The sequence below is a fragment of the Kosakonia sp. PSU_27 genome (genome assembly GCF_039409795.1).
GTDB lineage: Bacteria > Pseudomonadota > Gammaproteobacteria > Enterobacterales > Enterobacteriaceae > Kosakonia.
Genome location: NZ_JBCIVK010000005.1, coordinates 106,316 through 131,774, shown reverse-complemented (window position 1 = coordinate 131,774; position 25,459 = coordinate 106,316). Strand labels below are relative to the sequence as shown.

General features: G+C 48.0%; 19 protein-coding genes and 1 pseudogene. 7 read left to right on the top strand and 13 right to left on the bottom strand.

What is annotated here, in order from left to right; translation table 11 throughout:
- The first annotated feature begins 2 nt into the window (after nucleotides 1–2).
- Nucleotides 3–455, top strand: coding sequence for a DNA repair protein RadC (gene radC, locus AAIG26_RS13590; RefSeq protein WP_343180728.1), 453 nt, complete (start codon nucleotides 3–5; stop codon nucleotides 453–455).
- 46 nt (nucleotides 456–501) lie between these two features.
- Nucleotides 502–1,434, top strand: coding sequence for a site-specific integrase (locus AAIG26_RS13585; protein WP_343180727.1), 933 nt, complete (start codon nucleotides 502–504; stop codon nucleotides 1,432–1,434).
- A 25-nt stretch (nucleotides 1,435–1,459) separates the two neighbouring features.
- Here the strand turns inward: AAIG26_RS13585 and AAIG26_RS13580 are convergent, their stop codons facing one another.
- From AAIG26_RS13580 to AAIG26_RS13570, 3 genes are all read right to left on the bottom strand, one after another.
- The gene (locus tag AAIG26_RS13580) at nucleotides 1,460–1,939 is read right to left on the bottom strand and encodes a hypothetical protein (RefSeq protein ID WP_343180726.1); all 480 of its coding nucleotides are present in this window, start codon (nucleotides 1,937–1,939) and stop codon (nucleotides 1,460–1,462) included.
- Nucleotides 1,940–1,941: 2 nt separating this feature from the next.
- Nucleotides 1,942–2,664, bottom strand: a complete 723-nt coding sequence (locus AAIG26_RS13575; protein ID WP_045509885.1) for a hypothetical protein — start codon at nucleotides 2,662–2,664, stop codon at nucleotides 1,942–1,944.
- A 172-nt stretch (nucleotides 2,665–2,836) separates the two neighbouring features.
- Nucleotides 2,837–3,364, bottom strand: a complete 528-nt coding sequence (locus tag AAIG26_RS13570; RefSeq protein ID WP_343180725.1) for a hypothetical protein — start codon at nucleotides 3,362–3,364, stop codon at nucleotides 2,837–2,839.
- 263 nt (nucleotides 3,365–3,627) lie between these two features.
- Between AAIG26_RS13570 and AAIG26_RS13565 the strand changes: the two genes are divergently transcribed.
- The 3 genes from AAIG26_RS13565 to AAIG26_RS13555 all read left to right on the top strand — a co-directional run bounded on the left by AAIG26_RS13565 (nucleotide 3,628) and on the right by AAIG26_RS13555 (nucleotide 6,485).
- Entirely contained in the window at nucleotides 3,628–3,834 is a 207-nt protein-coding gene (locus AAIG26_RS13565) for an AlpA family phage regulatory protein (protein WP_075184072.1), read from the top strand.
- Nucleotides 3,831–4,703, top strand: a complete 873-nt coding sequence (locus AAIG26_RS13560; RefSeq protein ID WP_145889324.1) for a hypothetical protein — start codon at nucleotides 3,831–3,833, stop codon at nucleotides 4,701–4,703. The genes AAIG26_RS13565 and AAIG26_RS13560 overlap by 4 nt, the downstream gene beginning before the upstream one ends.
- Nucleotides 4,704–4,868: 165 nt before the next feature.
- Nucleotides 4,869–6,485: a DUF927 domain-containing protein gene (locus AAIG26_RS13555; RefSeq protein WP_343180724.1), complete on the top strand. Its 1,617-nt coding sequence runs from the start codon at nucleotides 4,869–4,871 to the stop codon at nucleotides 6,483–6,485.
- A 74-nt stretch (nucleotides 6,486–6,559) separates the two neighbouring features.
- Here AAIG26_RS13555 and brxL read toward each other — a convergent pair whose 3' ends face one another.
- The 6 genes from brxL to AAIG26_RS13525 all read right to left on the bottom strand — a co-directional run bounded on the left by brxL (nucleotide 6,560) and on the right by AAIG26_RS13525 (nucleotide 20,021).
- Nucleotides 6,560–8,647, bottom strand: coding sequence for a protease Lon-related BREX system protein BrxL (brxL, locus tag AAIG26_RS13550; protein WP_343180723.1), 2,088 nt, complete (start codon nucleotides 8,645–8,647; stop codon nucleotides 6,560–6,562).
- Between the two features lie 10 nt (nucleotides 8,648–8,657).
- Nucleotides 8,658–11,255, bottom strand: a complete 2,598-nt coding sequence (gene pglZ, locus AAIG26_RS13545) for a BREX-1 system phosphatase PglZ type A (protein WP_343180931.1) — start codon at nucleotides 11,253–11,255, stop codon at nucleotides 8,658–8,660.
- A gap of 196 nt (nucleotides 11,256–11,451) precedes the next feature.
- Nucleotides 11,452–15,123 carry a BREX-1 system adenine-specific DNA-methyltransferase PglX gene (gene pglX / locus AAIG26_RS13540; protein ID WP_343180722.1) on the bottom strand — a complete coding sequence of 1,224 codons (3,672 nt, stop codon included), beginning with the start codon at nucleotides 15,121–15,123 and terminating at the stop codon, nucleotides 11,452–11,454.
- 44 nt (nucleotides 15,124–15,167) lie between these two features.
- Complete coding sequence (brxC, locus tag AAIG26_RS13535) at nucleotides 15,168–18,809, bottom strand: BREX system P-loop protein BrxC (protein ID WP_343180721.1); 3,642 nt, start codon at nucleotides 18,807–18,809, stop codon at nucleotides 15,168–15,170.
- Nucleotides 18,810–18,819: 10 nt separating this feature from the next.
- Nucleotides 18,820–19,422, bottom strand: a complete 603-nt coding sequence (locus AAIG26_RS13530; RefSeq protein ID WP_110812234.1) for a DUF1788 domain-containing protein — start codon at nucleotides 19,420–19,422, stop codon at nucleotides 18,820–18,822.
- Nucleotides 19,419–20,021 (bottom strand): DUF1819 family protein, encoded by a 603-nt coding sequence (locus AAIG26_RS13525; protein ID WP_343180930.1) that lies wholly within the window; start codon nucleotides 20,019–20,021, stop codon nucleotides 19,419–19,421. The genes AAIG26_RS13530 and AAIG26_RS13525 overlap by 4 nt, the downstream gene beginning before the upstream one ends.
- A 340-nt stretch (nucleotides 20,022–20,361) precedes the next feature.
- Between AAIG26_RS13525 and AAIG26_RS13520 the strand changes: the two genes are divergently transcribed.
- The gene (locus AAIG26_RS13520) at nucleotides 20,362–20,532 is read left to right on the top strand and encodes a hypothetical protein (RefSeq protein ID WP_343180720.1); all 171 of its coding nucleotides are present in this window, start codon (nucleotides 20,362–20,364) and stop codon (nucleotides 20,530–20,532) included.
- Here AAIG26_RS13520 and AAIG26_RS13515 read toward each other — a convergent pair.
- Nucleotides 20,529–21,145: pseudogene (locus tag AAIG26_RS13515) on the bottom strand (Fic family protein). The gene AAIG26_RS13520 and the pseudogene AAIG26_RS13515 sit on opposite strands and share 4 nt — an antisense overlap.
- A gap of 891 nt (nucleotides 21,146–22,036) precedes the next feature.
- Nucleotides 22,037–22,792 (bottom strand): SDR family oxidoreductase, encoded by a 756-nt coding sequence (locus AAIG26_RS13510; RefSeq protein WP_313626102.1) that lies wholly within the window; start codon nucleotides 22,790–22,792, stop codon nucleotides 22,037–22,039.
- Between the two features lie 230 nt (nucleotides 22,793–23,022).
- Here AAIG26_RS13510 and AAIG26_RS13505 point away from each other — a divergent pair, with 230 nt between their 5' ends.
- The gene (locus AAIG26_RS13505; RefSeq protein WP_174240565.1) at nucleotides 23,023–23,901 is read left to right on the top strand and encodes an AraC family transcriptional regulator; all 879 of its coding nucleotides are present in this window, start codon (nucleotides 23,023–23,025) and stop codon (nucleotides 23,899–23,901) included.
- 220 nt (nucleotides 23,902–24,121) lie between these two features.
- Here the strand turns inward: AAIG26_RS13505 and AAIG26_RS13500 are convergent, their stop codons facing one another.
- Together AAIG26_RS13500 and AAIG26_RS13495 are read right to left on the bottom strand one after the other, a co-directional pair.
- Nucleotides 24,122–24,661, bottom strand: a complete 540-nt coding sequence (locus AAIG26_RS13500) for an ester cyclase (protein WP_097407301.1) — start codon at nucleotides 24,659–24,661, stop codon at nucleotides 24,122–24,124.
- A 76-nt stretch (nucleotides 24,662–24,737) separates the two neighbouring features.
- The gene (locus tag AAIG26_RS13495) at nucleotides 24,738–25,457 is read right to left on the bottom strand and encodes an SDR family oxidoreductase (RefSeq protein WP_020455015.1); all 720 of its coding nucleotides are present in this window, start codon (nucleotides 25,455–25,457) and stop codon (nucleotides 24,738–24,740) included.
- Nucleotides 25,458–25,459 lie beyond the last annotated feature (2 nt).

The window sequence follows — 25,459 nt, the reverse complement described above, 5'->3', positions numbered from 1 at the left end:
ACATGACGACGTTTACCCTCCGTGAAACCCGCATCCTGGACCAGGCCCGCGACATTATCAGCCGGTGCTACCAGCGTGGCGTTCAGCTTTGCTCCTCTGATGATGTACGGCGGTGCGTGATGTATGAAATGGCCCTGCTGGAGCATGAGGAGTTTGGCATCATCCTGCTCGATAACCAGCACCAGTTTCTGCATCGGGAAATGCTGTTCAGGGGTTCGTTAAATACGGTCAGCGTTCATCCCCGTGAGGTAATCAAGCGGGTACTCAGGCATAACGCCGCCGCGGTCATCCTTGTGCATAACCATCCCAGCGGCGAGGCTGAACCCAGCAAGTGCGATATCGAGATAACTAAGCGGCTGCAGGAGCTGCTGCAAATGCTGGATGTACGGCTGCTGGACCACTTTATTGTGGCCGGGACGGAGACGGTGTCACTGGCTGAACGAGGGCTGGTGTGATGCAGACAGTTACCTGGTTTAATACATGTTATAACAGGTTAAACGCATGAGCAGGGCTGCGCTGCGCCAGGTCGCGCCCGTGGTAGAAACCACCGTGCTGGACGCCTATATCAGCGGTCTTGCCCCGTCGGGACGGCGGGGTATCACCAGCCTGTTAAACCGCAGCGCCGGCATACTCAAACGCGGTGCGGATGCGGCCAGTTATCCCTGGGAGCAACTTAGCTTCGCTGCCGTCGCTAAAGTACGTGCGGCACTGCTGGATGACGGTTACGCTGTGTCGTCGGTTAACATGGCGTTGTCAGCACTCCGGGGCATAGCGCAGACGGCCTTTAACCTCAATTGCCTGGAGGCGGACACCCTTGCCCGTATCCGGGCAGTTAAGCGCGTTAATGGCGATAACCAGCGCAAGGGAAGGGCACTCAGCCGGGAGGAGGTTCGAGCACTCGTTCAGGCCGCTAAACGGCATCCGCAACGTATCCGCTGCTGTCGTGATGTCGCCATTGTAATGACCCTTTGCGGCGCGGGTTTGCGGGCCGGGGAACTGGTCAACCTTGAGCGCCGGGACTATGACAATGGCATTCTTACAGTAAGGCAGGGGAAGGGGCGTAAATACCGGGAGATACACGTTGCGGCAGCGGTAGATAAAGCCATCCGCGCATGGATTAAAGACAGTGGCGCGAAAGAGGCCGGGGATGCATTGTTTAATCGCATTCAGCGCAACGGCAGGGTTGCCTGCCAGCCGCTGACAACGACCGGTTTAACCGGCATCCTGGAACAGTTACAGCATGACGCAGGCATTACGCGTTTTACTCCTCACGATATGCGCAGGACTTTCATTACGCGCTTGTTAGAGCAGGATGTGGATATTAATACCGTACGCCAGCTGGCAGGGCACAGCGACATATCCACGACTACCCGCTATGACTGCCGTGGGGATAAGGTAAAAGTCAGAGCCAGCCGACGGATTCAGTGCTACTAGAACACTTCCTTCTCTTACTCAATAATTAGCGGCTCCCGTCGAAGCGTGCAGGTGCGGGACTGGCGGTGATTTTGATGTAATGCTTCAATGCCGGTGGACGCGAAACGCCCCGTGGATCGCCGATGAACGGGAGTTGCATGAAGGGCGTCGCTGGTATTTCAACCCGCCATGTTGTATCGCCAATAAAGCTGAATTCAACTGCATTAGGTTGTATGTTCAGGTCCGTAAACGATCCTGTCAGATATGCGCCACCCAACGTCAGCATCTCTTTCACACCCTCTTTCAGGTCGAGCAGTGCGATTTTAAGCGCTTCTTCATAGGGAACGTCATCGGTAAGAAATAACAGCAGGCGTTTATCATCAACCTGAACAGCAGCTTCTATCACCTGTACTGGAACCATAATGCCCGTACCTTTTCCAGCAATCAGGACTTCATATTTTCCCATTGATGTCGGTGTAGGTTCTTCCCTGAGCATAAGTGTTACGTTGTCGAGCTGCTTAAACATAGTTAGTCCCAGAATCCGCTGATTTCCCATGCGGCAATCGCACCGCCAACAAAAGCACCAATAACAACGCAAACAGGTGCGCCAGGACCACACATCAGTCCCGCCAGCGCTCCTCCGCCCCACGCACCTGCAATCCCGGCGCTACTGATGGCAAGCTGCCGTTGAGTCTCAAGCACTCTGTCCTCAGCTTCATAGATTTGGTAGACAGCTACTGCAAGAGAAAGGAATATCAATCCACGTCCGGCACCTGACAAACGCTGCATTTTGATATTTACTTCGAGGTTGGATTTGCCAGCCGATTGCACCACGGCGCTGTAAACCGCGTTTTTCTGTGAAACAGAAAGATTATTAAAGTTAACTTTGTCGCCGTACAACGCCTTTGTTTTATAGGCTATCAGCTCATTGAGCGTCTTGCCCTGCGCCTTCATTTTTTGCGCCAGTGCTTTGCCAACAGGTGTGCTTCGGTAGCGGATGAGCTCCATCAGAAGGTTGCGCGTCTGGTTCGCTTCCTCTGCGGCTTTTTCCCAGCTAATGATCCCGCGTGAAGCTTTGGCGTAGAGATCGTCAGACATGGCTTTGATGCGACGTGAGTACTCAAGTCTGAGCTTTGGATCAACATACAATACGCCCGAAGCAGCATTCACATCACCCTGTAGCGTTGCGATTGCCCGCTCCAGCTTTTTCTTTCCTTCACCATCAAGAGACGCAAGTAAAGCAGTATCCATAGCGCTTCCAACATGTATTCATAGATCTAAAAATAGTAGCAACGAAGCGATGGATATGAAATGGCGTATGGGAGACTATCAAATGCCAAGAAAACTCAAACTACAGTCATTCCTTGTCCCCCAAGGGATTCGCACGTGTTCTTCGCTTTTTGAGCTAGTTGTCCTGGCCGTTCTAACGACTGCTACGGACTCCTGGCGCTCTTTTTCTCTGGGATCGTTTGTTCAACTTATCTAAATATTGTCTTAGAAGTTCGCCAGGCTGTGACCCATCCGCAAATAGCATGCGGACATCTCTTTTTTCCCAACGCGATATTTTGAAATTAATAGCGGTCAACGGTTTTGTTGAATACAGATCATCAGGAGTGGGATAACCAGCTTGATTTAAATAAGCAACGATCTCTGTAAGAGATTTGCCTTTGTCCTTCATTGTCGTAATCCGTTGAAATATATCATATAGTGATTGTGCTTTAACCGTTTTCGGTGGCGGCAAAGCATCATAGATAGGGGGCATCGCACGCGATTTCTCCAGAATATTGTAAGTGGCTTCAATGCAATAACTTAATGTCTGGTTTAATGGGTCTCCGCTCTTTTTCCCTTCTCTGGCCCATTCCGGATAAAGCACAGAAGCGATAAATTGCAGCTTTCGTAGCGAATCTGCTCCAATCTTAGGGTAAATTGGGATTAAATCTTGTTCCTGCATGTAACCTATCCTTTCTGTAGATGATCGTATCCGTTTTTTCGTTAATGAATACTCTGCATCGCCCACCAAGAAGTTGGAAGAAAAAAATACTCGATATTATGTGATGTAAATCACAAAACATTGATGCTTTTTAGGGCCGATAATTCGCGCATTAAAGAGGCAAACGATTGCTAATGGAAAGGTTTGAAATTCTTTTCTTTTTAATTCCATGAGAGCCTCAAAACCATGCCGTAGGATCTTCCTATCAGATTTCAGGAGGAAGCATGGCAATAAAACGCTTGTTGAAAATTCACGATGTCTTGCACCGTTGCAGCATATCAAGATCGTCACTTTATCGCTTGATGGCTAAAGGATACTTCCCATCCCAGGTTCTATTATCACCCGAAGGACGCGGAGTCGGTTGGCTTGAAGAAGAGATTGAAGACTGGATCGCCAGTCGTAAACCTGTCAATGAGGTGAAGTTTAAATGAAAACATACAGGAATTATCCACGTAATGTTACAACCCAAATGGCCTTCCGCCCAGAACTGGAAAAGCTGGCAAAGAAGATCCGTGAGGTAATGCCGAACTTCGAAACGAAAGAAGATGCTCTAAAAGAAAATGCAATACGCGTGGGTACGTTACGTTCAGCTGGCCGGAAACTTGACAAGAAAGTTTGCCAACAACTGGCTGACAAACTGGAAAGTTGTTCTCCGGAAGAGCCATGCGGAAGTATGGCATGCAGTATTTGCCAGCATATTCGTCGATTAATTCATATTCCTGGATGGCAATCTTATATCGAAGAGCATCAGGATGAGTATGTTGCTGTAACGCTTATTTCTTACGTAGATATGGTACCAAATAAAAAATTATTAGGCTGGGATTTCGATGCGATGAAAGAGCGTTATCGTAAGGCTATTTCTCGTATCGGATTTAGCTTGCCAGTTATTGGTGGTTTCGAAATGGACTACCACAACTACAGCCACGCTCCAGAAACGAGTCACTGGATGCCACATTTCCATCTATTGGTTCCCAATGAACCAGAAAAAATTGAGAGGCTGCATCACTACATGCTGAGGGGTAAAAATCTGCATGCTCGTAATGGACGCAAGAATCGACCTTTCAGGAAAGATCGTATTGATAACCCAGTTCGAGCATTGAGTTACTGCATATCAGGAATATGGATGGAGCACGTATGGTTTCGTAACGAAGAAAAGGAGGTGAAGAAACGCCGTAACCCAATACGTATAAGCGATGAGCGTATTTTTGCCAAATCACTTGTGAAGCTTGATCGCATGAGCGATGGACAACTCACATTTGGGGTAAATGTCCAGGCTATGCGGAAGAAGATATCAAGTTGATGCCACTAACTCGCTGGTTAGACGCATCGGGAGCATGAGCTGAGCCTATTATACGCATAACACTGTTTAGTTTTTATCTAACCTGGCAATGTAATTAGAAATAGCAATCATCAAAAGTGATTTGGTGATTGGCGTGTTTTCCCCAAAAATAATTAGGATATGATAATGACGGTAAGAAAGAATTTACCTGTGCGGTTGATTGCGCTTTCTGAAATGAAATCTAATATACATTCCTATCGTATAGTGAAGGTTAAAAATTGTTATAGTAATAAATTTCGGACAATTTTAATTCCTTCGCGGTTGGTTTATGATAAGCGAAAACTTATAGAGGTATTACTCAATAACGGGCTTGCTGCGGATCTCGACGTGAAAGAAATGAACGAAGTATTTGATGAGATAAAGCGTACCCCAAATATCTCTGTTCCGCTGCTAATTCGTCCTGGTTTTTTCGAGCAAAAAGGCGAATTATGTTATGCAACAGGAAATGGAAAAATTATAGGTGATTATGAGGGGTTATCACCGAGACCTTACCCCGAAACCAAATCATTTAAAAATGACTGGCATCGTAAAGGTCGTCTGGTGGAATGGCAAGATAATGTTGCAACCGCTGCTATTCATAGCCCCCAGATTATGTTGTCATTATGTAGCTCCATTGCCGGTTTTTGTACCTTTTATATAAATATAGAATCAGGAGGTTTCCACATATATGGTGATAGTTCTAAAGGAAAAAGCACAGCTGTAATGGTTGCAGCTTCTGTTTATGGTGGAAGCGAATATGTTAGTGACTGGAATACAACAGAAGCTGCATTTGAAGAGTTAGCTGAATCCCGCAATCATTCCTTAGTTCTGCTGGACGAACTTGTTATGATTGATACAAGTGCTAAGGATTCTGCGCAAAAAAGGCAAAAGCTTGTTTATGCATTGGCATCCGGCCACGGAAAAGCGCGTTCAGGTAGCTATCAATCAAACAAAGCAGAATGGCGGCTTACTGTAGTCAGTAATGGCGAAAGTGCAATGGAACAGCACGCACTTGAGGGTGGTCAGAACAGGAAAAATGGAGAAAAGGCACGTCTGGTGGATGTTCCGGCAGACAGCGGCTACGGGATGGGGCTTTTCAGAACTATACCTGATGATCTATCTCCAAGCACGTATGCTGAAAGTATCATTGAGGCATGCGGACTTTATCATGGAATTGCTGGACCACTGTTTGTCAAAAAACTTCTTAGGAAAGATAAGTCTGTAGTTACTGCACTGCTTGAGGAACGAATGCAGCGTTTTTTAAATGCTATGAAAGTTGACGGTAATAATGGTCTGGAAAAGCGAATAGCTAAGCGTTTTGCATTTTCTTTCGCCGCTGGAAGTCTTGCTGCAAAATTTAAAATATTTCCATTTGGTGATGATGTAATCATGGAGGCAATCGCTTTTTGCTATATGAAAGCAGTTAGCGATGGCTCTGTTTTAAATGATTTTTTTAGCGAGAGATTGGAGTTTGAATTAAAAAATGCAACTTTCCAACCTTGTTACGAAAACTTGGATTCCAACGATTTAAACGATAAAAATGTTATTGAATATGAATTCAAAAATAAGAAGGATGATAGTAAAATAAAAGTACTGGCGGTAAAGGCGTCTTTCTTTAAAGAAAACCTCTTAGTTTCTTATGACTTGGCGATCTCTATGCTGAAAAAGCAAGGAAAGTTGCTACCAGATGCCTCTGGAAAGGCTACGCGACAAATAAATTACAAAGGTAGGGGCTTAAAAAGGCGTTATTGTCTCATTATGTAAAATGCCCGAAGAATTTTTATATTTTGATATGCCATCCGGGATTTTAGATTGGATGGCATATCATTTTAACGGTTTTAATTAACACCCAAAGCTTTATATACTGCGTCAACAGGATCTGAGTAAAAGCTGACCTGGAACTTCGTAAAGAGCTCTGTCGGCACTGTGGGGATATCCATAGCAGAAGCCATAGGTAACAATACGCGCTTGGCACCGCTATCAAATGCCACCTGCAGGCATGCAGCCAGATCCTGCACCGGGTTAATCACACCGCCAAGCGTCATGTTACCCAGTACTACCATTTGCTCCTGAACAGGTTTAGCCAGCAACACCGAGCAGAAGGCAATCAACGCAGCAAGGCTGGTTGATATGCTGGGACCGGTACTATGGAGCTCTACAGCATGCAGATGATATTCATGGTCTGAGAACTTTGCAGTGGCACTGATACGGCTTAGATTGCCTTTGAAATAATCAAAGCCCACGCGGATAGCTTCTTTAGCGGCTGTGTTTGAACCAATCCCGGAAACCGAATGCTTACCATTTCCGGCGGTCATCTGTGTTTCGAATCGATACAGCCCGGTCATGTTACTTTCGGCCTGGGTAACCAAGTGGACAACGCCGGGTTTTGGCATACCCGCAGGGATGAGCTCACTGCCACCTTGTTCCGGCACGCTAACAAAAAACTCTTCCAGCGTTTCGTTATCGATATAGCTAAAGTTCACATCAAAAAATTCCAGCCCACCCAGTTTTTTAAGCTGTTCTTTGACGCGACGGCGGACTTCCAGCGCGTATGTAAGGCAAACACGCACGTCCTCTTTGCTATAACTGCCGTGAGGATGGAGTAGCTTGAGTAATCCCGAAACGGTACGGCGGACGGCGATCACATCACGTTGATTAAGGTTGTTACCCAGTTTAAAGAATTTATCAATTGCATCGGAAAAGCTGCGCTTACGCATCTCCCGCATATATTCAGCAAGGTAATCAGTGATCAGTCCGTAGCGATTGGTAAAGAATTCCGGGCGCATTTTCGGGATCTCCCACCCAGGAATATAGGCATGGAAGCGATCGAAAAATGCGGTATCGATCATTGCTGCCGGGAACGGAGCCAGCAGGTGACTGGTTTTAACCAGCGTATCCACGCTCTGGTTGATATTACCGACAAATACCATAGAAGCTTTGCCTTCGATGGAGTCTCTGCCACGGGAAAAAGAACCGGATGCCATGTAATCTTTCATGATTTGCACGCCGTCTCGGTCTTTAAAAGTGATCCCGGCGACTTCATCGAATGCGACGACATCCCACATGCCCACTAAACCTACCTGCCGACTGGCCATGTTATAGAACAGATTGGCCACGGTCGTTTGCCCACCGGAAACCAGCAATGAGTTTGGTGAGCACTCTTTATAAACATGGCTTTTACCTGTGCCGCGAGGCCCAAGCTCACAAACGTTGTAGTTATTTTCTACGAAAGGGATCATGCGGGTGATAAGGTGCCACTTGGTACGCTGCTCAATATTGGCAGGTTCCATACCGACTGAACGCAGCAGCACGTCGATCCACTGATCGCAACTAAAGTGAGTCCGCGCGTTGAATACTTCATCCATATCCATATTGGGCATCTGGATCGGTTTCAGCGTCATCAACGAGAAAGGCGAAGTTTTTTGCCCTTCCTCGAAGTAATAGTTAACGGTGATCATGCACCAGATACCGCCGGTCAGCAGTTTCTCGTTGTCCTTGACCATCTGGGAAGGAACCAGTGCATCTTTAATGCCGAGGTTGGAAAGCTGGGCTTCGTAAACATCTTTTTTCTGGTTCAGCCTTACTGAAACTTTGTCGATGATTTTGTAAGAGCCACGCTCGCGGATGAGAGATTTCACCTTCTCCGCTTCATCCGGGCGGACATAGTTATCAGAAAGGATACGCTTAACGTTCTGCAAACCTTGCTCAACAATGCTGTCATCATCGGATGCACAATACATACCGAGCAGGTACTCCAGTACGTAGACGGGAACGTTCGCACCTTCTTTGAGTTGCTTTGTCAGATCTTTGCGTACCACACGCCCCCGGAAATGCTGGTTCAGCAATGCATCCAAATCTTGCCCTTCGGTTGAGACGAGTTCCCCTTCGGATATGGCTGGAATGGGTAAATCATTATGGTTTTGCATATCGCCTCACTTAAAAGAAATCATCCTGAAACGCCAGATCGATAATGACAGGGTACTTCTGATAGCCAGTTTCGGTTTGCGCATCTTCCAGCATCAGCCAGTACTGATTCCGCCGGTTAAAGTTCGCGCCGATTAACTTTAACGTGACATCACGTACCCGTTTGTCCATGGCATCGTTATCACTGTCGAAGCTCACTTTCTCTTTACCCGACACGACATTATTTTCTTCATCAACGATAAAGATATTTAACGTTCGGGGTTCGTAAAGTTCACCAACAGGATGTGTCTGTAGCAAGCTCACCTTATCAATATTGTTCACCAGCTTGATCACGGGATGGTAAGCAACAATATCGACCGGACGACGCTGCGGTTGTTTTTCTGCGGCTGTTTTTTGCAACGCTTTTACCTGAAGTACCGGGACACAGACTTCCTGCAGCATTGCACCACCGTGTACAAATCGCGCGCCGCCGGAAAAATGGAAACGCTGTACGCCTTTTGGCAACAGGAATTCACTGTCATCCGCGACGCTAGCGGTATCAGCCAGTTTGCCTTTCCAGCAAAAATCATCGGCAGGGAGCTGATGGCCGATAATAAAGCGCTTATGGTTTTTAATCGTATTTTCCGGCTTGATTGCCAGGGTCGTTTTATCCTGCGTGGAAAGCTGTTGTTGCTGGAACAGGAAGCCATGATCGGCGGTGACAATAATACGCGTGGCATGGAGACGGTTAATGACGCGGGTCACCAGATCTTTTAATTCGTCAACTGCGCTACGGCACGCTTCGAAGGTTTTCTCTTCCGTGGATGCACTGTCTCCCATCGCATCGATGGTGTTATGCCAGATGTAGACGACTTCAGCATCACGAATAATATCCCGGCCTTCCTGATTCTTCCATTTCAGCAGGTCGTCGGATTTTACCCCCATCCCCTTAAATTTCTTGAGGATAATATCTCTGTTAGGGATACCTGAAGTAGACAAGCCATCGGCATAGACAATATCGTTGTTACCTTGCTGGTAACTTAATTGCTCATGCGGTAGTAATGCCGCCATCCCCAACTGGGTATAGCTTGGCAGAACGCCGGTCTGTGAACGCAACTCTGCGCTAAAGCGCTTCTCTTTATTGATCTGGGTGCTTAACTCTTCTGCGACCTCATAACGCAGCGCATCTGAAATGATCACGAAGACACGCTTGATCTGCGGATTGTTAAATTGCGGCCTGACAACCTCTTTGTAAAAGTCCTGCTGCCGGGGAATGCCGGGAATGCGCCATTCCTGCATACGCTTTTCGGCTTCCAGCACTTTATTCCAGCTGCGGCTTAGCTCCGCCAGATACCAGTTGGAATAGAGCGCTTCAATATAATCATCCAGGCTTTTTAGGATCATCGCGCCTTTACTGTGGACTAACAGCGCTGATTCGTTAAACAGGCGATAGGCCTGATCGAAGCGGAACAGCTCTTCACAATAGGCTTTCCAGAAGGTTGCGCTATCCGGGTAGTGGAAACCATCAATATAGCGATTACGTAAATGCAGCAGGCGCTCTGCCTGGCGCAGCGCATCGTAGATGGCGTAATACTCCTGCCGCGTCTGGCACCAGTATTTACTCTGGCGCTCGGAAAGTAATTTCTTAAAGGCTTCGCGATCCAGCGTGGTGCTCTCTTCCTGTAGCTGAGTCACCAGCGCACGGATAATCGTCTGCTCAATGCTTTCTGTGGTTTCGCATTCGTGCAGAACGTAGGGAGAGCTCTGGCGATAGTGATCTTCAGGATGTAGTGCTTCTTGTATCCACCGGGCGCAGTAATCGTAGGCTGATTTATAGCGACGATCGGCACGCCAGCTAACCATAAACGCTAATGCTGAGGCCCGGCCGGATGGTGTGAGCAGGACATTTTTCTCCAGCCATTCGCGCTGTTGCGGATCGGCCTGCGCAGACAGGTCAGTACAAAATAACTTCAGGATCAGGTTTTCCAGCGATGGTTGTTCATTCGGATAACCCAATTCATTGTGCGCTATTTTCCACAATACGTTGTCGAGCTCGTGGCGCTTGAGCATCGCCTGGGTATTTTCCAGCTCGCTGTCGTCATCTTGTTGCTGGTTCACATACTGATTAATCAGGCTGAACAGGATATCCTCTGTTTTAAAGGATTTAGCTCCCGTAATGACGGCCAGCATTTTTTTATCCAGTGAATCTTCTGTTTCCTCTTCGGTGATCCACTGCTTCAGCGCCTGCGGGCGTTTGCCTTTAAAAAATGATTTACGACGCTGAATATGATCCCGCAGACCAAGCTGCGGAATACCTAATGCGTTAAGCGTGATCGCCGCAAAGTCAGCATGGAATTCCGTGCTGTACAGGCGAATATCACGCAGCCAGTCAAGCTCCGGAGATGGCACATCATGTGGGAACCACAGCAGGAATTGCTGCTCTGGTTCGTCAATTTCAATACGTTTTTTAGTTGCCAGCTGCGAGGCGTTGCTCATATTGAGCAGCGTGACGTTTTCAAGCGCCAGTTGATCGAGATCTTCAGCAAAACGTTGGTCGGGATCGTGCCAGAAAACGATGCGATAGTCGGTAAATTTTGCTTTTAGTCCGGCAATAAGTTCCTGATTTTGCAAGGTCACAATCCCATGTTGTTACAGTGAATCCAGTGTAGAAAAACAGAACTACGATGTGTACGAGTTCTGACTTTATATGTGAGCGTAGGGTTTATCTTTGATGACATCACACAGCAGCATTTTATCATGATCTGCTGCCAGGGTTGAGATGTATAAGTAAAGCACCACCGGTGGCAAACCGATGGTGCCAGAAAGATTAGATTATTTCGGGGGCGTTACCGGTGATAGCTTTGACATCGGCTAACAGATCGCCAAATTTGCCGTAGTTAACCTTTACGCCATCATCGAGATCGAGGGTGATGCGCATATCAGCGTAGTGGCGTAAGCGATCATCGAAGCTGCGCAGTTCGTTAAACTTTTTGCTTAAACTATCGCGTTCACGCTTCAGACGCATCGCTTCGCCACCGGAAGATGTATCGATCTGCTCATTCAGACGATCGATATTCGCCTGATAACGCGCCAGAAGTGGCACTACGTACTCGGTACGCATTCTTGCAAGCGTCGCGTCGTTATAGCGATGCAGATAGACCAGGCACTCAAACGCTTTCTCTTTACCAGAGCTGAACAACCAATAGATTGGGCGCTTTTTATACATCTTCAGATGATCTTTCCAGAACTGCGTCGAAAGATAACGGCGAATGGTATCCAGCGCAGATTCACCTTTTTTAGGTTTGATGGCATATAAACAGAGACTTTCAGCGATAAATTCGAGGTTTTCCTGCAGGTATTCTTCGCCCCAGACGGTAAGGACAAACTCTTTAACGCGGGAGGTCACATCATCGTCAAACCATGCATCATCCATCAGCGGCAGGATACCATCGTTATCGGCTGGGAAGGTTTTGTAAGCGCCTTCGGCAACAAGATCGGCAAAGCCTTGGTTGCCTTCATGAGCATAGACAAGGCCTTCGCGATCAAGGGAGTAGCGTCCCATCTGGCAACCGATGGTATAGGAGATCAGCTCTACAATGGTGTCTGATTGTAAACGCTTTTCACACTCATCATCGCTTAGACTGCCACCATAGCGATAATGCGGATTACAGGTGAGGGTAATTTCACTGAAAGTTACCTCAGCTGTAAGCTCATTCTCTAGACCATACGCATTGATAAAGATTTTATTATTCTCTTCTTCGAGACATTGCATTTCTCTAATGGTTTCAAACCAGTGAGCGCGGGTTTTTTGATAGTTATCTTTAAGTCGTAATAAATTCTTATCTGCGGTCATTAACGGAGGACGACTGAAATCCCAAGCAATTTCATAAGAATTCCAATCTGTTCTTGATATCGAGATTAATTTTGATACTACTTGGCGAACACCAATAACTTCTTGAGGAGGTAAAGGAATGATACGAAGATTGGCAGGTTGGATATTAAGTGTAGGATTTATTATTGTTTGTATATAAAGATTAACCTTGCTGCAAAAAAGTCCAAGCAGTAATTCGCCCTGTTCATTTTTAAAAGAACAAACACCGGAAGCATCATCATATAAAAAACCATCATCTGAGTATCGGAAACAGGGTCTTCCTGATGTCACTTTGCTCCAAACTAAAGCTTTCTTGAAAATACTATCCAATACAAAATTATGTGCCCACACTCTATTTCCAGATGGATGTAATGTTGTTTGAAGCTTGTATCCATCATTTTCCCAGTCAACAATGTGTTCGAGATTACCAAACCAATTACGGAAATCACCACCTTTATTGTAAGGAAACCATTTTAACCCAGACAGTTTAGCTTCATTTCGACTACATCCAAAGCCGATAGTTTTAAATGAGGGTTCGTACCATTTTTTAATATATTGTTCTGTATTTCCTGTAACCAGTGCTTGATTAGGCTCGGCAATACTATCGACTAAATGATTTTTATCTGAAAATAAGTTTCTTATAGAATCACTCACCCAATAACCAATCGGATTTCCGGGTATTTTTTTTAATTCATTAGTAGTGGCAGTTTTTAAACGTTCATTTTGCACCGGGAATTCTTTCGGGAAACCCTTATCATTTATGTCACTATTTTCGGCATAAGAGAATGAGCCTTGATAAGTAGGGATATGGTTGTTTCTAAATACAGTTGCATTGGTGCCAAAAGCAATTTTCATAACGCCGTTGCCCATATGCACCATCGTTTCGATAGTGTAATCATCAAGGATTTTTTCACGCATGCTTTCATAGCTGGAAAGGAACATCCATGATTGCATTGTTACCATTGAGTTGAATCCAGCATTTTTCAACCAAAGGAACCCACGTTCGATAAACATTGCGAACAAATCCGACTTACTATTGGGGAAGTTATTTTTAGCAAACTCTTTTAGTTCGACATTCATTCCCTTGCTGCCCATATAAGGCGGGTTCGCTACCACAGCATCATACCGCTGTGCCAGTATCCAGGCCTGCTGAATTAATGGTATAAACGCCTTCGCTGCGGCCTTCTGCTGAATATCCCCTTCCTGCTCCAGTCGATAGAGCGCATCCAATAATATTTTCAGCTCCGCTTCTTCTTCATGCGGTACCTGAATCAACGAGCCCAGCGTTTTGGCATTGACAAATAGTTTCAGCGTGCGCATCAGCAGCTGATATTCCGGACTCTCTGTATGTGCCAGTTCGGTGTTTTCCGCAAACATATCACCGATGCTGCCGGTCTGGCTCTGATGGTGGAAGTTCAGCTGCTGCCACAGTTTAGCGATATCCAGATGCAGGCTCTCCTGCAGGGAGAGAATATTCAGTCTTACCTCGCGAGAGAATATCCGGCGGTCATCCTGACGCGCCATCATCATTAAGGCAAAGCCGGAAAGCTGGGCGGCGCGATCGTCGATATCAAGGCCGAAGATATTATTTTCCAGGATCAGCTGCGGAATATCACGCCCACGGTAACCGCGCTCTTCATAAATATTTTTCAGCACATTGTAGGCTTCAATAAGAATATGTCCGGAGCCGCAGGCCGGGTCGATTACTTTGATGCTTTCCGGTTCAATACTAGACGGGGTAATAGCTGCCAGCTGCGCCAGAACTTCCGGCGTCTGTTTCGCAGGCTCAATATAGTAAGCCATTTTGCTTTTCAGCGGCGAATCGGGGTAGGTCTGTAACCACTGGCGACCCACAGAGTTCTGCACCAGATACTGCACAATCCAGTTCGGGGTAAACAGCTGGGTGGCGGCAGGGATATCTTCGCTTTTTACTACATTGCCGATAACCGCATCTTTTTTCTCGGAGATATAGAACTGATACAGCCAGCCGATTACTTCTACCTGATCCCAGTCTTCTGGCGGGATATCGTCCACCAGATTACGTAAAATGGAGTCAGTACGGGTCAGGTTATCCGGCAACAAAAGTTCAGCTTCGTCGTCCACTGCCTCAAACAGAAACGGCATGGCACGATGCAGCGCATGGCACTGACCCAGCAGTAATTCGCGGTAAAGCTCTTCGTCCTGATTACCGGAAAGCTTCATCTCAACCAAACGTGATTTATCGATCCCCAAGCTTTCGGCGACTTCCGGCACATGATCCAGCACCTCAAAACCCGTTGGGTTATCAGGGTGGGATAATACGTGGAAACCGTGATCGAGATAGCCGTGCCGTTCCATGTAACGGATTGCGCACAGGCGGTTAAACCAAGTATAGGCGCTGCGCTCGACCAGCACATCAAAACCCTGTTCGCGCGCGCATTTCGCCAGTTTTTCACGGCGGGGGAGGGATGATTTGTGATAGTCAAACTGCCCGTAACGCACCGTCTCGCCAATGATTTCAGCATCAGCAACCTGTAAGTGACCTTTTTTATCTATGGTGATACCCAGCGTCATGAGCTTATCGATCACCGCATCACGGAATTGATTACGTGCCTTCGGGGCATATTTTTTGATGTTATTGGTGTTCATAGAAAATCCTGCAAAGGGCAGCAGGACGCTGCCCTGAAATGGGTTTACTGAAGGCGAATACGATCGCCAGCTTCAATGGTGGCCAGCAGCGTTTTACGCAGAGTTTCCAGCGCTTTTTCGACCTGTTCGGCCGTTTCCAGCACCTCGCTACCCGTCGCTTTGCGCATTTCAGCCGATACATTTACCAGGTGAGTTTTCTTCGGTACCGGCTGGATAGCGGCTGGTTTCTCAGCGGTGTAGGGTTGCTGCGGCTCGGCTGCATGTTTCGTCTCATTTGACGCGCGCAGCTGTGCCTGCTGTTTTTTACGCAGCTCATCAATCCACTGGTTGACCTGTTTGTCCGCTTCCGTTTGTAACGCAATGGTTTCATGCTGTTCGGCAAGGATTTCAGGAATGGAATGATTCTCTTCTGCACGATTACGCGCTTTTTGCATCGGCAGCAGAACGCGGTTTTGCAGCTCCGCAGTGGCATGCGCTTCGAGTAACCGTTGGCGGGTTTCTTCAATACGCGCATCGATACGCTCTAATGCATGTTTACGATGCTGCTCAACAAGCCGCTGGTTAACACTCTGCACCTGCTCAATAAGCGGTGTAATACGGTTAAGATGTTTATACGGCTCTGGCATCAGCCAGATGCTTTCCAGCTCAGTGAGCGCTTTTAACGCATCAGCATCTTTTTCCAGCGCGCTACGGTTGGATTTAAAGCTGCCCTGCAATGCGGCTCCCAGCTTCTGCCAGGTGTTGAACTGCTTGCGGTAGAAGTCGACCAGGTCTTCACGATCTTCACTGAAATCCAGCAGTGCATCAGCCTGGATCGTGACCTTTTCAACCAACGCGAAGTCTTCTTTCTCATTAAGGATTGAGTTGAGCAGGCGGAGCCCTTCTTCAATCTCCTGTTTGCCCGGGTTATTGCCACCTTCGGCTTTGGCTTTGAAAACATCCAGCTCTTGTTTCCATGCATCCAGCACAGTGCGGATATGTTCCACCAGCGCCGGTTCTTCACGTTCATTAAACGGCTGTTGGGCCACGTCCGCCATGATTTTGGCGGCTTTGAGGATCTGCGCTTCATCGTGGCGGCGAATTTTATGCAGACGTAGCTCGCTATGGCGGCGGCTGTTATTAAAGAGGTCCCACGCCTGTTTTAATTCGAGATTATTATTCTGCTGACTGAAGCTGATTTTGCGTTTTTGCGCCAGCCGCGCCACCAGCAGTTTGACTTCGTCCTCGGGCCAGCCATAAGGGCGGCGAGCGAAATGGTTGAGCACATCACGCAGGTACACTGGTTTGTGGTAATCAATACCCATGCTGATCCAGTTTTCCACTTCGCGCAGGGCGTCGCGATTGGATTCTTCCATCTCGCCCAGATTCAGCTCAGTATCATTTTCTACTGTCAGAAAGGCATGGATCTCACGGTTAATATCGCCGTTAAAGGATGTTAGAAGTTTCAGTTTGCCGAATGTGTTTTCAATCACATAACGGTAAGCTTCATCTACAATGCTGTTTGGCGTGGAGGATTTTTTCGGTAAGCGTTCACCTATCGCCCACAGTTCCGCCTCAGCCAGCAGGGACTCGATCTGGACACGTAACATTTTTTCACGCGCGTTATTTTCACGTGCTTTCTCAGACAGCAGGCTGGCTTGCTCAGGGCGCTGCCCCGCATTGTCTCTGAGGAACTTCTCTGTCTGTACAACAAGATCGATATCAGTCCAGACACGCGAGTCCGCAGGCAGACGAATCAATACACAACCATTTCCTTCTGCGGTATACGGGCGGCAGGCTGCATCACTGCTGTAAAAATCATACGTAGGATCTTTAGGTGTAATAATCTTCACCACCAGATCGTTGAGCATTGCGCCATCCAGCGGGTGACCGTTAAGGAAACGGCTGATATCAAAGTCCTGCTTGTTTTCAGGGTAGCGATAGCGCTTATTTTTCAGAATGTCATCAAAGATGATTGATGCGAGCTTTTTATTGATCGCTGAAAAATCGACTTCCACGTTACGAATTTCGTTTTCAATCTCTTTCTCTTCGTTGGTCAGGAATACATATTTATCTTCCACACGGGCAATCAGCATCTCCCGTTCCAGCTTATTCAGGCTGTTCTCAACGCGACGGCGCAACTCTACTTTGTCGGTGTCGATCTTATCAATCGAGAGCGTAACCAGGTTATCGAGAGTACTTTTCAGCACATCGACATAACGAATAAGGAACAACGTTTTCAGCAGGTTGCCATCGAACTCGTCAAGCACGCCATTTTGACAAGCTTGTGTAATGGTCCTGCTTACCGCTGGTTCCAGGAAACTTTCAATGGCTGCGTAGAAACGCCAGAAGGGCACCAGGGAGTCGAGACCTTGTGTGGAAATCTGCTGGGCCGCTGTCTGGAAAGCTTCCAGTTGCGAACGCTCACCCATCGCCAGCTGTTTACCGGCAGCGCCTTTGGTACGAATAGACTCAAAGACTTTTTGCAGGATCTGATAATGCCACGGCACAAACGGGTAGTTATCAATAAACTCTTCTTCGCTGGTGTATGGGCGCAGCGAAGCCGTTGTCGTTGGATCAAACGCCAGCTGATTACGCAGAATATCGCCTTTCTCCTGCCACACTTTCGCCAGCGCGGTTTTTGCAGCATCGGTTTTTACCAGCAAGCGTTTCTGGATAACTTCCGAGGTGTTGGAGCTCGAAAGCTGCAAACGTGTGGAGAAACGACCCTGGATTTTAGAGAAATCCTGCCCGTCGCGGCTGCTCATACCGCCAATGGCAGCATTGATATCAGCCTGAGAGGTGACAATCACCCAGGCGCGTCCGCCACAGATAACACCAAGGTTTTCGGTGATGGTCTGCAGCTTGAGCATCATCTGAGTATTTTTACCAATGAACTGGCCGACTTCATCCACCATAAAGAGCAGATTTTTACCATTCTCATCCAGCCACTCTTTTACCCACTGGCAAAAATTATTGATATCCAAAGGGAAATTTTTATCCAGCTGTTCAACCCACTGGCGTGAGGCATCAATACTTTGTCCGGTTGCCTGACTTAAGGCATCAGCCATCTCATCACTAATGAAGTAGTAAGAGTCGCGCTCTTCTTCCCAGCTTGAGCCGTTGATCTTTAGAAAAGCTTCTTTAAACGTTTCGTATTGACCGCGCTTATCCAGCTCGCGCTCAAGATGAGCAATATGCGGAAAGTCCGCGCAATAACCGACGCGCTCGTTAAATACTTTCAGGAAGACTTTAAGGATGGCGTCTTCTTTGTCATCGACGTTGGCGCGGGAATCGATATTGAACAGGATGACTTCGGTAGGATGATGTACCGCTTTGTTGATATCAGCCAGAAACAGCGCATCTTTGATTTTGTCTGCGAAGAAAGAGTAGGCGTCACGTTCTACATTGTTGTGGCTAACTTTACGGTTAGACAGCAAGTACGACAAAATCTTAATAAAATGCGATTTACCTGAACCAAAGAAGCCTGAAACCCATACGCCAATTTTGTTCTCCATTCGGATGCGCTCCGGGCCTGTTGCCGGAACATATGATTCGAAGAAGTGGCGCAGGTGGCCTTCTAACTCGCGGGTAATAACGTATTCATCCAGCTCAATCCACGCGCTGGCATCATCTGTCTGTTCGGCTTTTACGACGCCATTAATGTTACGTTTTAATGGTTTTTCAAAAATCTGTTCAATATCCATGCTGTGCTCTTCAATGAGGATTCAATGTTGCCGCTGGTCCATGCTCGGGCACCAGTCTGAAGGCGCGATAATAATTACGTGAATCAATACCTGCTAAAGGAGAAAGGTCATAGCCGCTGTAAGTGCCAGGGTAGAACATCAATAAAGGAGTGAAACCCATAACATCCTGCAATGCGCTCATCAGTTCATGCCCACGAACTAACGGCCAGGCATTCCCCATACCGGTAAGAATGACGAATTCCTGTGCAGGAAGATCGACTTTCTGGGCAATATAATCGGCAATTTTTTTCTGATTAAGTGGGCCGGCAAGCTGCTTTTTCAGAGCCTCCGGGCCGACTTTCACTTCTTGCTGACAAACGCGTTCAAACAATCCGCGCTCGGTCAACATATCGATAATGACCTGAAAAACATTAAGGTGCGTAAAGTGGTGATCCTTTTCCAGGTTACGCAGCAGGTATTTCAGATGCTCACGAACCTGCAGTTCATACTGCGCAGGGTAATCAAAGATCCAGAAACCAATCTCATTACCTGAGCCATTATTTTTAAGAAAACGATCTTCCTCAATGCGGCTCTGAATCTGTGAAAGGCGGTAGTCAAGAACGGGATCGATCACCGTTTACCCTCCAGAATAGAAATCAAATCCTGTTGCCCAAGGCGTTGCAGCACTTCTTTAGTTTCCGGCAATAAAAAAAGTGGCTGCAGATTGCGACGGCGCGGTGTATCGAGATAACCCACCTCAGCAAGCGCTTTCACAAGATTGTTACCCATTTTAGTAATGGATGAGTCTGAGTAACTGGTAAGCACTGGGTACTGGCGTATGTGGTTAGTAACAAATTCACTCCAACTATCGTTTGGTAGTTTTTCTTTAAACTGCCTGCGCAGGTCATTCACCGTTTCGTCCAGAAAATCTTTCACTATTGGAGAGTGCAATATCAGGGCTATAAACAGTAGTTGAACACGTTCCCGCTCACTCCCTTCCGCAATCAACCTCCATGCGCCTATATCCAGCATCATCAAGCGCAACCGGATCGTGGTTGCATAACGTTTTGCAGTATTAGAGGAGGAAGCCTGAAGGATGTTCTGCTCAACGATCTGTTGTTGCCAGCTGTTTTCATCCGGGTCGGACAACATCAGTTCCGCAATGACACGACTCTCCTTGCTCATCAGCGGCCCGCCCAGCAGGTCCCCAATCCATTTTTTATCGTTATTCATCATTATCATTACCCCCCAGAAAACTGCAAACTAGCCCGCAAAAAACAAAGAGAGATTGTAATGGCTAGGCGGGGGGATGTCATGGTGTGAATAGCAAGGAAACGACAGAGATTGACTGGCATTTTTATCCATCAGGCATAGGAAAAGTCAAAAGATGTGCTGCTCATTGTACGAAATTTTTATCGTCAAAAAGGTCTGAACCAGTGCGGAGCACCCTGGTGGTTTTGCTCATACTCTGTTGTCAGAGAAGCAGCATTTATCGAAGTTGTTACCAGGGGCATGCAGTTCTCTGTCATCGTTGATATAATGTAATCAGTGAATTTGTTAATCAGGAGTCGCTATGAGCAACAACAAAAAAACGCAGGTAGGTTATGTAAAACCGTCTCGTACAGACATTGTGCGTTCTGTGGCGACGTCAACGGCTGTTGAAACAGGGCAGGCTTCCGCTAGGGTCGAAGCTTCGCTGGAAGCCGCACGCAAGAAGTTCGCTCATTTACGTCTTGCGGTTTAGCCCCTTCTTAATACTTCTCTGACCCAGTGTCTCATCGGCTCATAGTCCATTGATACGCCTGCATGGATAGCCGATATATACTGGGTTTTGTTTTGCTCCCAGCTTTGATAATCCAGCGGTTTGTACCCTCCCTGAACGGCCATCACGTCGGCTAGCAGCCGCGACAGGCGTCCATTTCCCTCTCTGAATGGGTGGATGAGTATCAACTCGACATGAGTTATGGCGATAGTGGTGATGAGTTGTTCTTCATCCATGACGCTACACGGTGTGTATTGAGCCAGATACCTAGTGTCGAATTCATTCAGCAGTTTTGCAACTGCGCTGAGGGGGCAAACATAAAGCCGCCCTTACTGATATTGACCGTTCTTTCGTGTCCAGCCCACTCGTAGATGTTGCCTAATCAGCGGCGATGCCAGCTTTTTAGCAGGGTTATGCTGAGTTGCTCTTCCGGGAACTGTTCTTCAAATACAGACTGGTAGAGTTGTTCTAACAGGACAAGTTCAGCTTCATCCATCTCATCAGAAGTAGCGATCCCCAGCTTGTTAGCCAAAACTTGCTCGCCAGAGTCTTTCTCATACTGGCCTTCACTGCTGGATACATGGTATCGGCTCATGGAGATGCCCTGTGTTATTAGAGGGATGGAAAAACAGAGGGATTATAACGCTGGATGAGGACAGCAAACAATAATCGTAAAATCAGACACTTAAGTAAGTGTAGGTTAAAATGTGGCTTTTATAATTTAGTGGAAAATAATTGTTATTAATCAGTGTTGTCACACCAATGCATCATTGGCGTATGCGCGTCGAAATTCTCTAGTGTACTCATCGGTTTATGATGTCCATTTTCTTAAATTTTAATGAGTTAGTGATGTTTGTTGTTCTCATTGAGTTTCACTTTGTCTCATTGGATCTCATGAAATCCTGCATTTCGCTTCATAAAGGCGTGGGGAGCATGATAACGGAGTCTTTATGGCAGGAAAACAAGAGGCAAAGCCACTGTCGTTTAAAGCGATAGAAATGATGAAGCCAGGTGACAAAGATAACGTAGATATTGGCGAAAATCGTGATTACGTGTCGCCAGACGTACGGTATGTATCCCGCCCAGGCAGATCATGCGCTTTTAGCTCTCTGTCCGGTTCATGCCATAACTTTTTCGCTATCCGCGGCACATAGCGTTCGACTGGAAAGCATCATGCATGCTATGAGCGGGAAGCGACTATTCGCGCATATTTTCATAAGACTGAACTGAACCTCAGCAGCGAAACCCGCTATCAGCAATTAACAAAGCTGAGTAACCTGTTTTTATGCCAGTGGGTGGGGCTTATGGCGTTTGCGGTGTTTACGGGCTCTGGAGGATGGTTTTTCAGATAGCGTGACGCTTGACAACCAGGCATCCGCAAACGTCACCGCAAGAGAACCAATAATCGATTCAGGCATTAAAAAATGCTGATGACAGACAGGAGAAACGATAGATCCCACCCGGAGTGGAATCTATCCCCGTGAGATTAAATCGACTGCCCGCCGGAAACTTCAATGCGCTGTCCAGTGACCCATCGGTTGTCCTCACCCAACAGGCTGGCAATCATTGGACCGATATCATCAGGTAGTCCCACGCGACCCAGCGCAGTCATGCCTGCAAAGGCTTTGTTGTAATCGGGAATGTCACGTACAGCGCCTCCCAGGAAGTCCGTTTCGATAGCACCTGGCGCAATGGCATTGACGGTAATGCCGCGGCTGCCCAACTCTTTAGCCATATAAACGGTGAGCACTTCCACCGCGCCTTTAGCCGCCGAGTAGGCCGAGAACCCAGGGAATGACACCCGCGTCAGACCCGATGAGAAATTAATGATCCGTCCGCCATCGGCCAGGATCGGCAGAAGTGACTGCGTCAGGAAAAATACGCCTTTCACGTGGACGTCAAAGAGCGCGTCAAACTGCTCTTCTGTGGTATTCACGAAGTCGGCCATTTCACCATGCCCGGCGTTATTGATCAGATGGTCGAACGTATCGCGCCCCCAAGTGTCTTTCAATGCTGCGCTGACGGCGGCCACGAAATCGCGAAAGGAGGACACGTCGCGCATGTCCAGTTGAAGGGTAATTGCCTTACGACCAAGGGACTGGATATCAGCCGCCACGGCATCCGCAGCTTCTTTACCATTACGATAGGTGATGATCACATCGCCGCCATGGCGGGCAATGTTCAGTGCAGTATTACGACCAAGGCCCCGACTGGCACCGGTCACAAGAGAAATGGTTGTCATAAAATATCTCCTGATATGTGGAGATAAAATACTATCCATCACAGCGCATTTTAGGTTGCCCGATAATCGCGAAAATTTGCCTGATAATTTTGAATTTTCTCTTCAGTCAGAACTGCACTAAGATTAGCGCACGCTCAAATTACATTTATTAGCCTAAAAATATGACGGCGATGACCCGATTACCTGAAGAATGCGTCTCTGGCACTGACGAGTCTGACGGTGCAAAGACGATGGCGGCGCTCCTGCGGGTGGCGCGGAAATATGCCGACGCGCACCTCAATAAAGACGGTGTGGCAACAACCCCCATTCCGGGGGTGTTTATCTTAAGCGAAGCCGCACCTTCCTTGTTGCAGTTCGCCATTACTAAGCCGCTGGTGGCACTTGTGCTGCAAGGGCGCAAGCGCGTGACGATGGGCAGTCATACGTTCGATTTCGGCGCGGGGGAGTCTTTGCTGGTTACTATGGATGTGCCGACAGTCAGCCAGGTTATCACCGCCAGCGCTGCCGCCCCATATTATTCACTGGTCGTGGAACTTGACGCCGCTGTGATTACCGAACTGGTTGGCGATATGGAAAAACTGGAGGTAATGCCGGATGTGCCTGTAAGGGTTGACCAGATCGAAGAGGACGTTGCAGACGCTGCGTTGCACCTGCTGAAATTGCTCGACAGACCGCACGCGTTGAAAATGCTGGGTCGCCAGTTAGTGCGCGAGTTGCATTACTGGCTGCTGTCCGGCCGCTATGGCAAATCTATGCGCGCCCTGGGAAATATTGATAGCCATGCCCGCCGGATCGCCCGGGCTATCGAGATTATCCGGACTAAATATGATCAGCCGTTGCGAATCAAAACACTGGCCGATGCTGCGGGGATGAGTATCTCGGTATTTCACACGCATTTTCGCAACGTCACTACGCTCACTCCACTGCAATTTCAAAAACAGTTGCGTCTGGTTGAAGCTCGCCGACGTATGCTTGCGCAAGGCGCTGCGATCAGCACCGCTGCCCACGGCGTGGGCTATGAGAGCGTGACGCAGTTTACACGTGAATATTCGCGCATGTTCGGTCAGCCACCGGCTCGCAGTATCCGTGAAGCGCGCAAAAGTGAGTAGTTGGTGAAGCCCGTGGAACCTACGGGTGACAGTAGCCCGGCTTTAACAGGCGGCATCGTTTTCACGGCACGCCTCTGCACCCGCAGCTTATTCAGGCATCATCAGGAATAACCGCTTTCGCCTGCCATTTCCGGCAGGCTTAAAATAAGTGCTGGTGTTTAATGAAATATCCCAACCCTTGCCCTACTGCCTGACAGCATCATCCTTCCCCGGCAGCCATTTACAACGCACCCAGTTGTTTCATCAGGGTCAGATTATCTTCAAGATGCCAGTTCGCGATAATTTTATTGTTCCTGACCTGGTAGATATCCGTCGCGATAAAATCCACCTGCTGGCCTTTACCTTTCAGTTTGCCGAAGGTTCCCGTGAAATGTCCGCGGAAATGAAGGTGCGATACGACTCGATCGCCTGCAACGATCATCTGCTCAACCTCGCAACGCAGATCCGGGACGGCGGTGCGGAAGGCGCGGGAAGCCAGAAGCGCGCCTTCCGGTCCCTGTTTGCGGCCTTCAGGCGGTGTCTTATCGACAAAATTATCGGCCAGCGCCTCACGGGCCAGGGCTTCATCGCCGGTATCCCAGAATGTTGCGTAACGCCTTGCGACGGTTTCAAGTGCAGCTACGTGGGCGGATGATAAGTGGCTTTCCGCAATCAATTCATGGGGTTTCACCAGCTCAAGCGGTGCAGAAAACACAGCGCTGGTCACAGGAAGCAGCATAAGCGTCGCCAGTCGGGAAGAGTAAAACCTTAACTTATTCATAAAAAGATCCTTTATTTAGCCTCAGAGAAACAGGTGATCCGGGCGCATTTCAGCCGCCCGCAGATAAACGTGAGGTTTAGTTAATTAGCGCGCCGCCTTCGATATCCAGCAGGGTTCCGGTGACAAAGGGATTGTCCATCACGAACAGATAGCCTTTTGCGATGTCCTCTGCCCGCCCGAAGGCTTTTGCCGGCAGATTTTCAGCGGCAGACAGCAACATTTTTTCGCGGGCAGCAGGCTCCATGCCTGCATGCGCCTCGGTATCTGTCAGCCCCGGGCTCACCGCATTTACGCGCAGCGGAGAAAGCTCTTTCGCCAGCACCTTAACGGCTGACTCCAGAGCCGCGTTCATGGTGGTTTTGACGATAGCGCCCGCAACAGTGCGGCGGGAAACAAAGCCGCTGGTCAGCGTCAGGGTGCCCCGGGCGTGGATATTTTTACTCAGATGCCTGGCAACATGGATGCTGCCCCAGAATTTGGTGTCGAAAGCCAGCCGGGCCTCGTTCAGATTCAGTGACGTGAGCACCCCGCCTGGTGCATGCGATCCCGCCGTCACAATAATGTTATCTACCTCTCCGAGCGTCTGGCTAAGCTGGATCACCTCCTCCTCTTTGCTGATATCAAGGACGACAGTATCCACAGATGCGCTTTTCTGGCTCAGCAACTCTCTGGCTCGCGCCAGCTTTTCACTGTTCCTGCCGGCAAGGATCAGGCTTCCTCCCTGTTCAGCCAGCGCACGGGCCACAGCAAAGCCAATACCGGAAGCCCCACCGATGATTAATGTTTTTTTCGCCATCA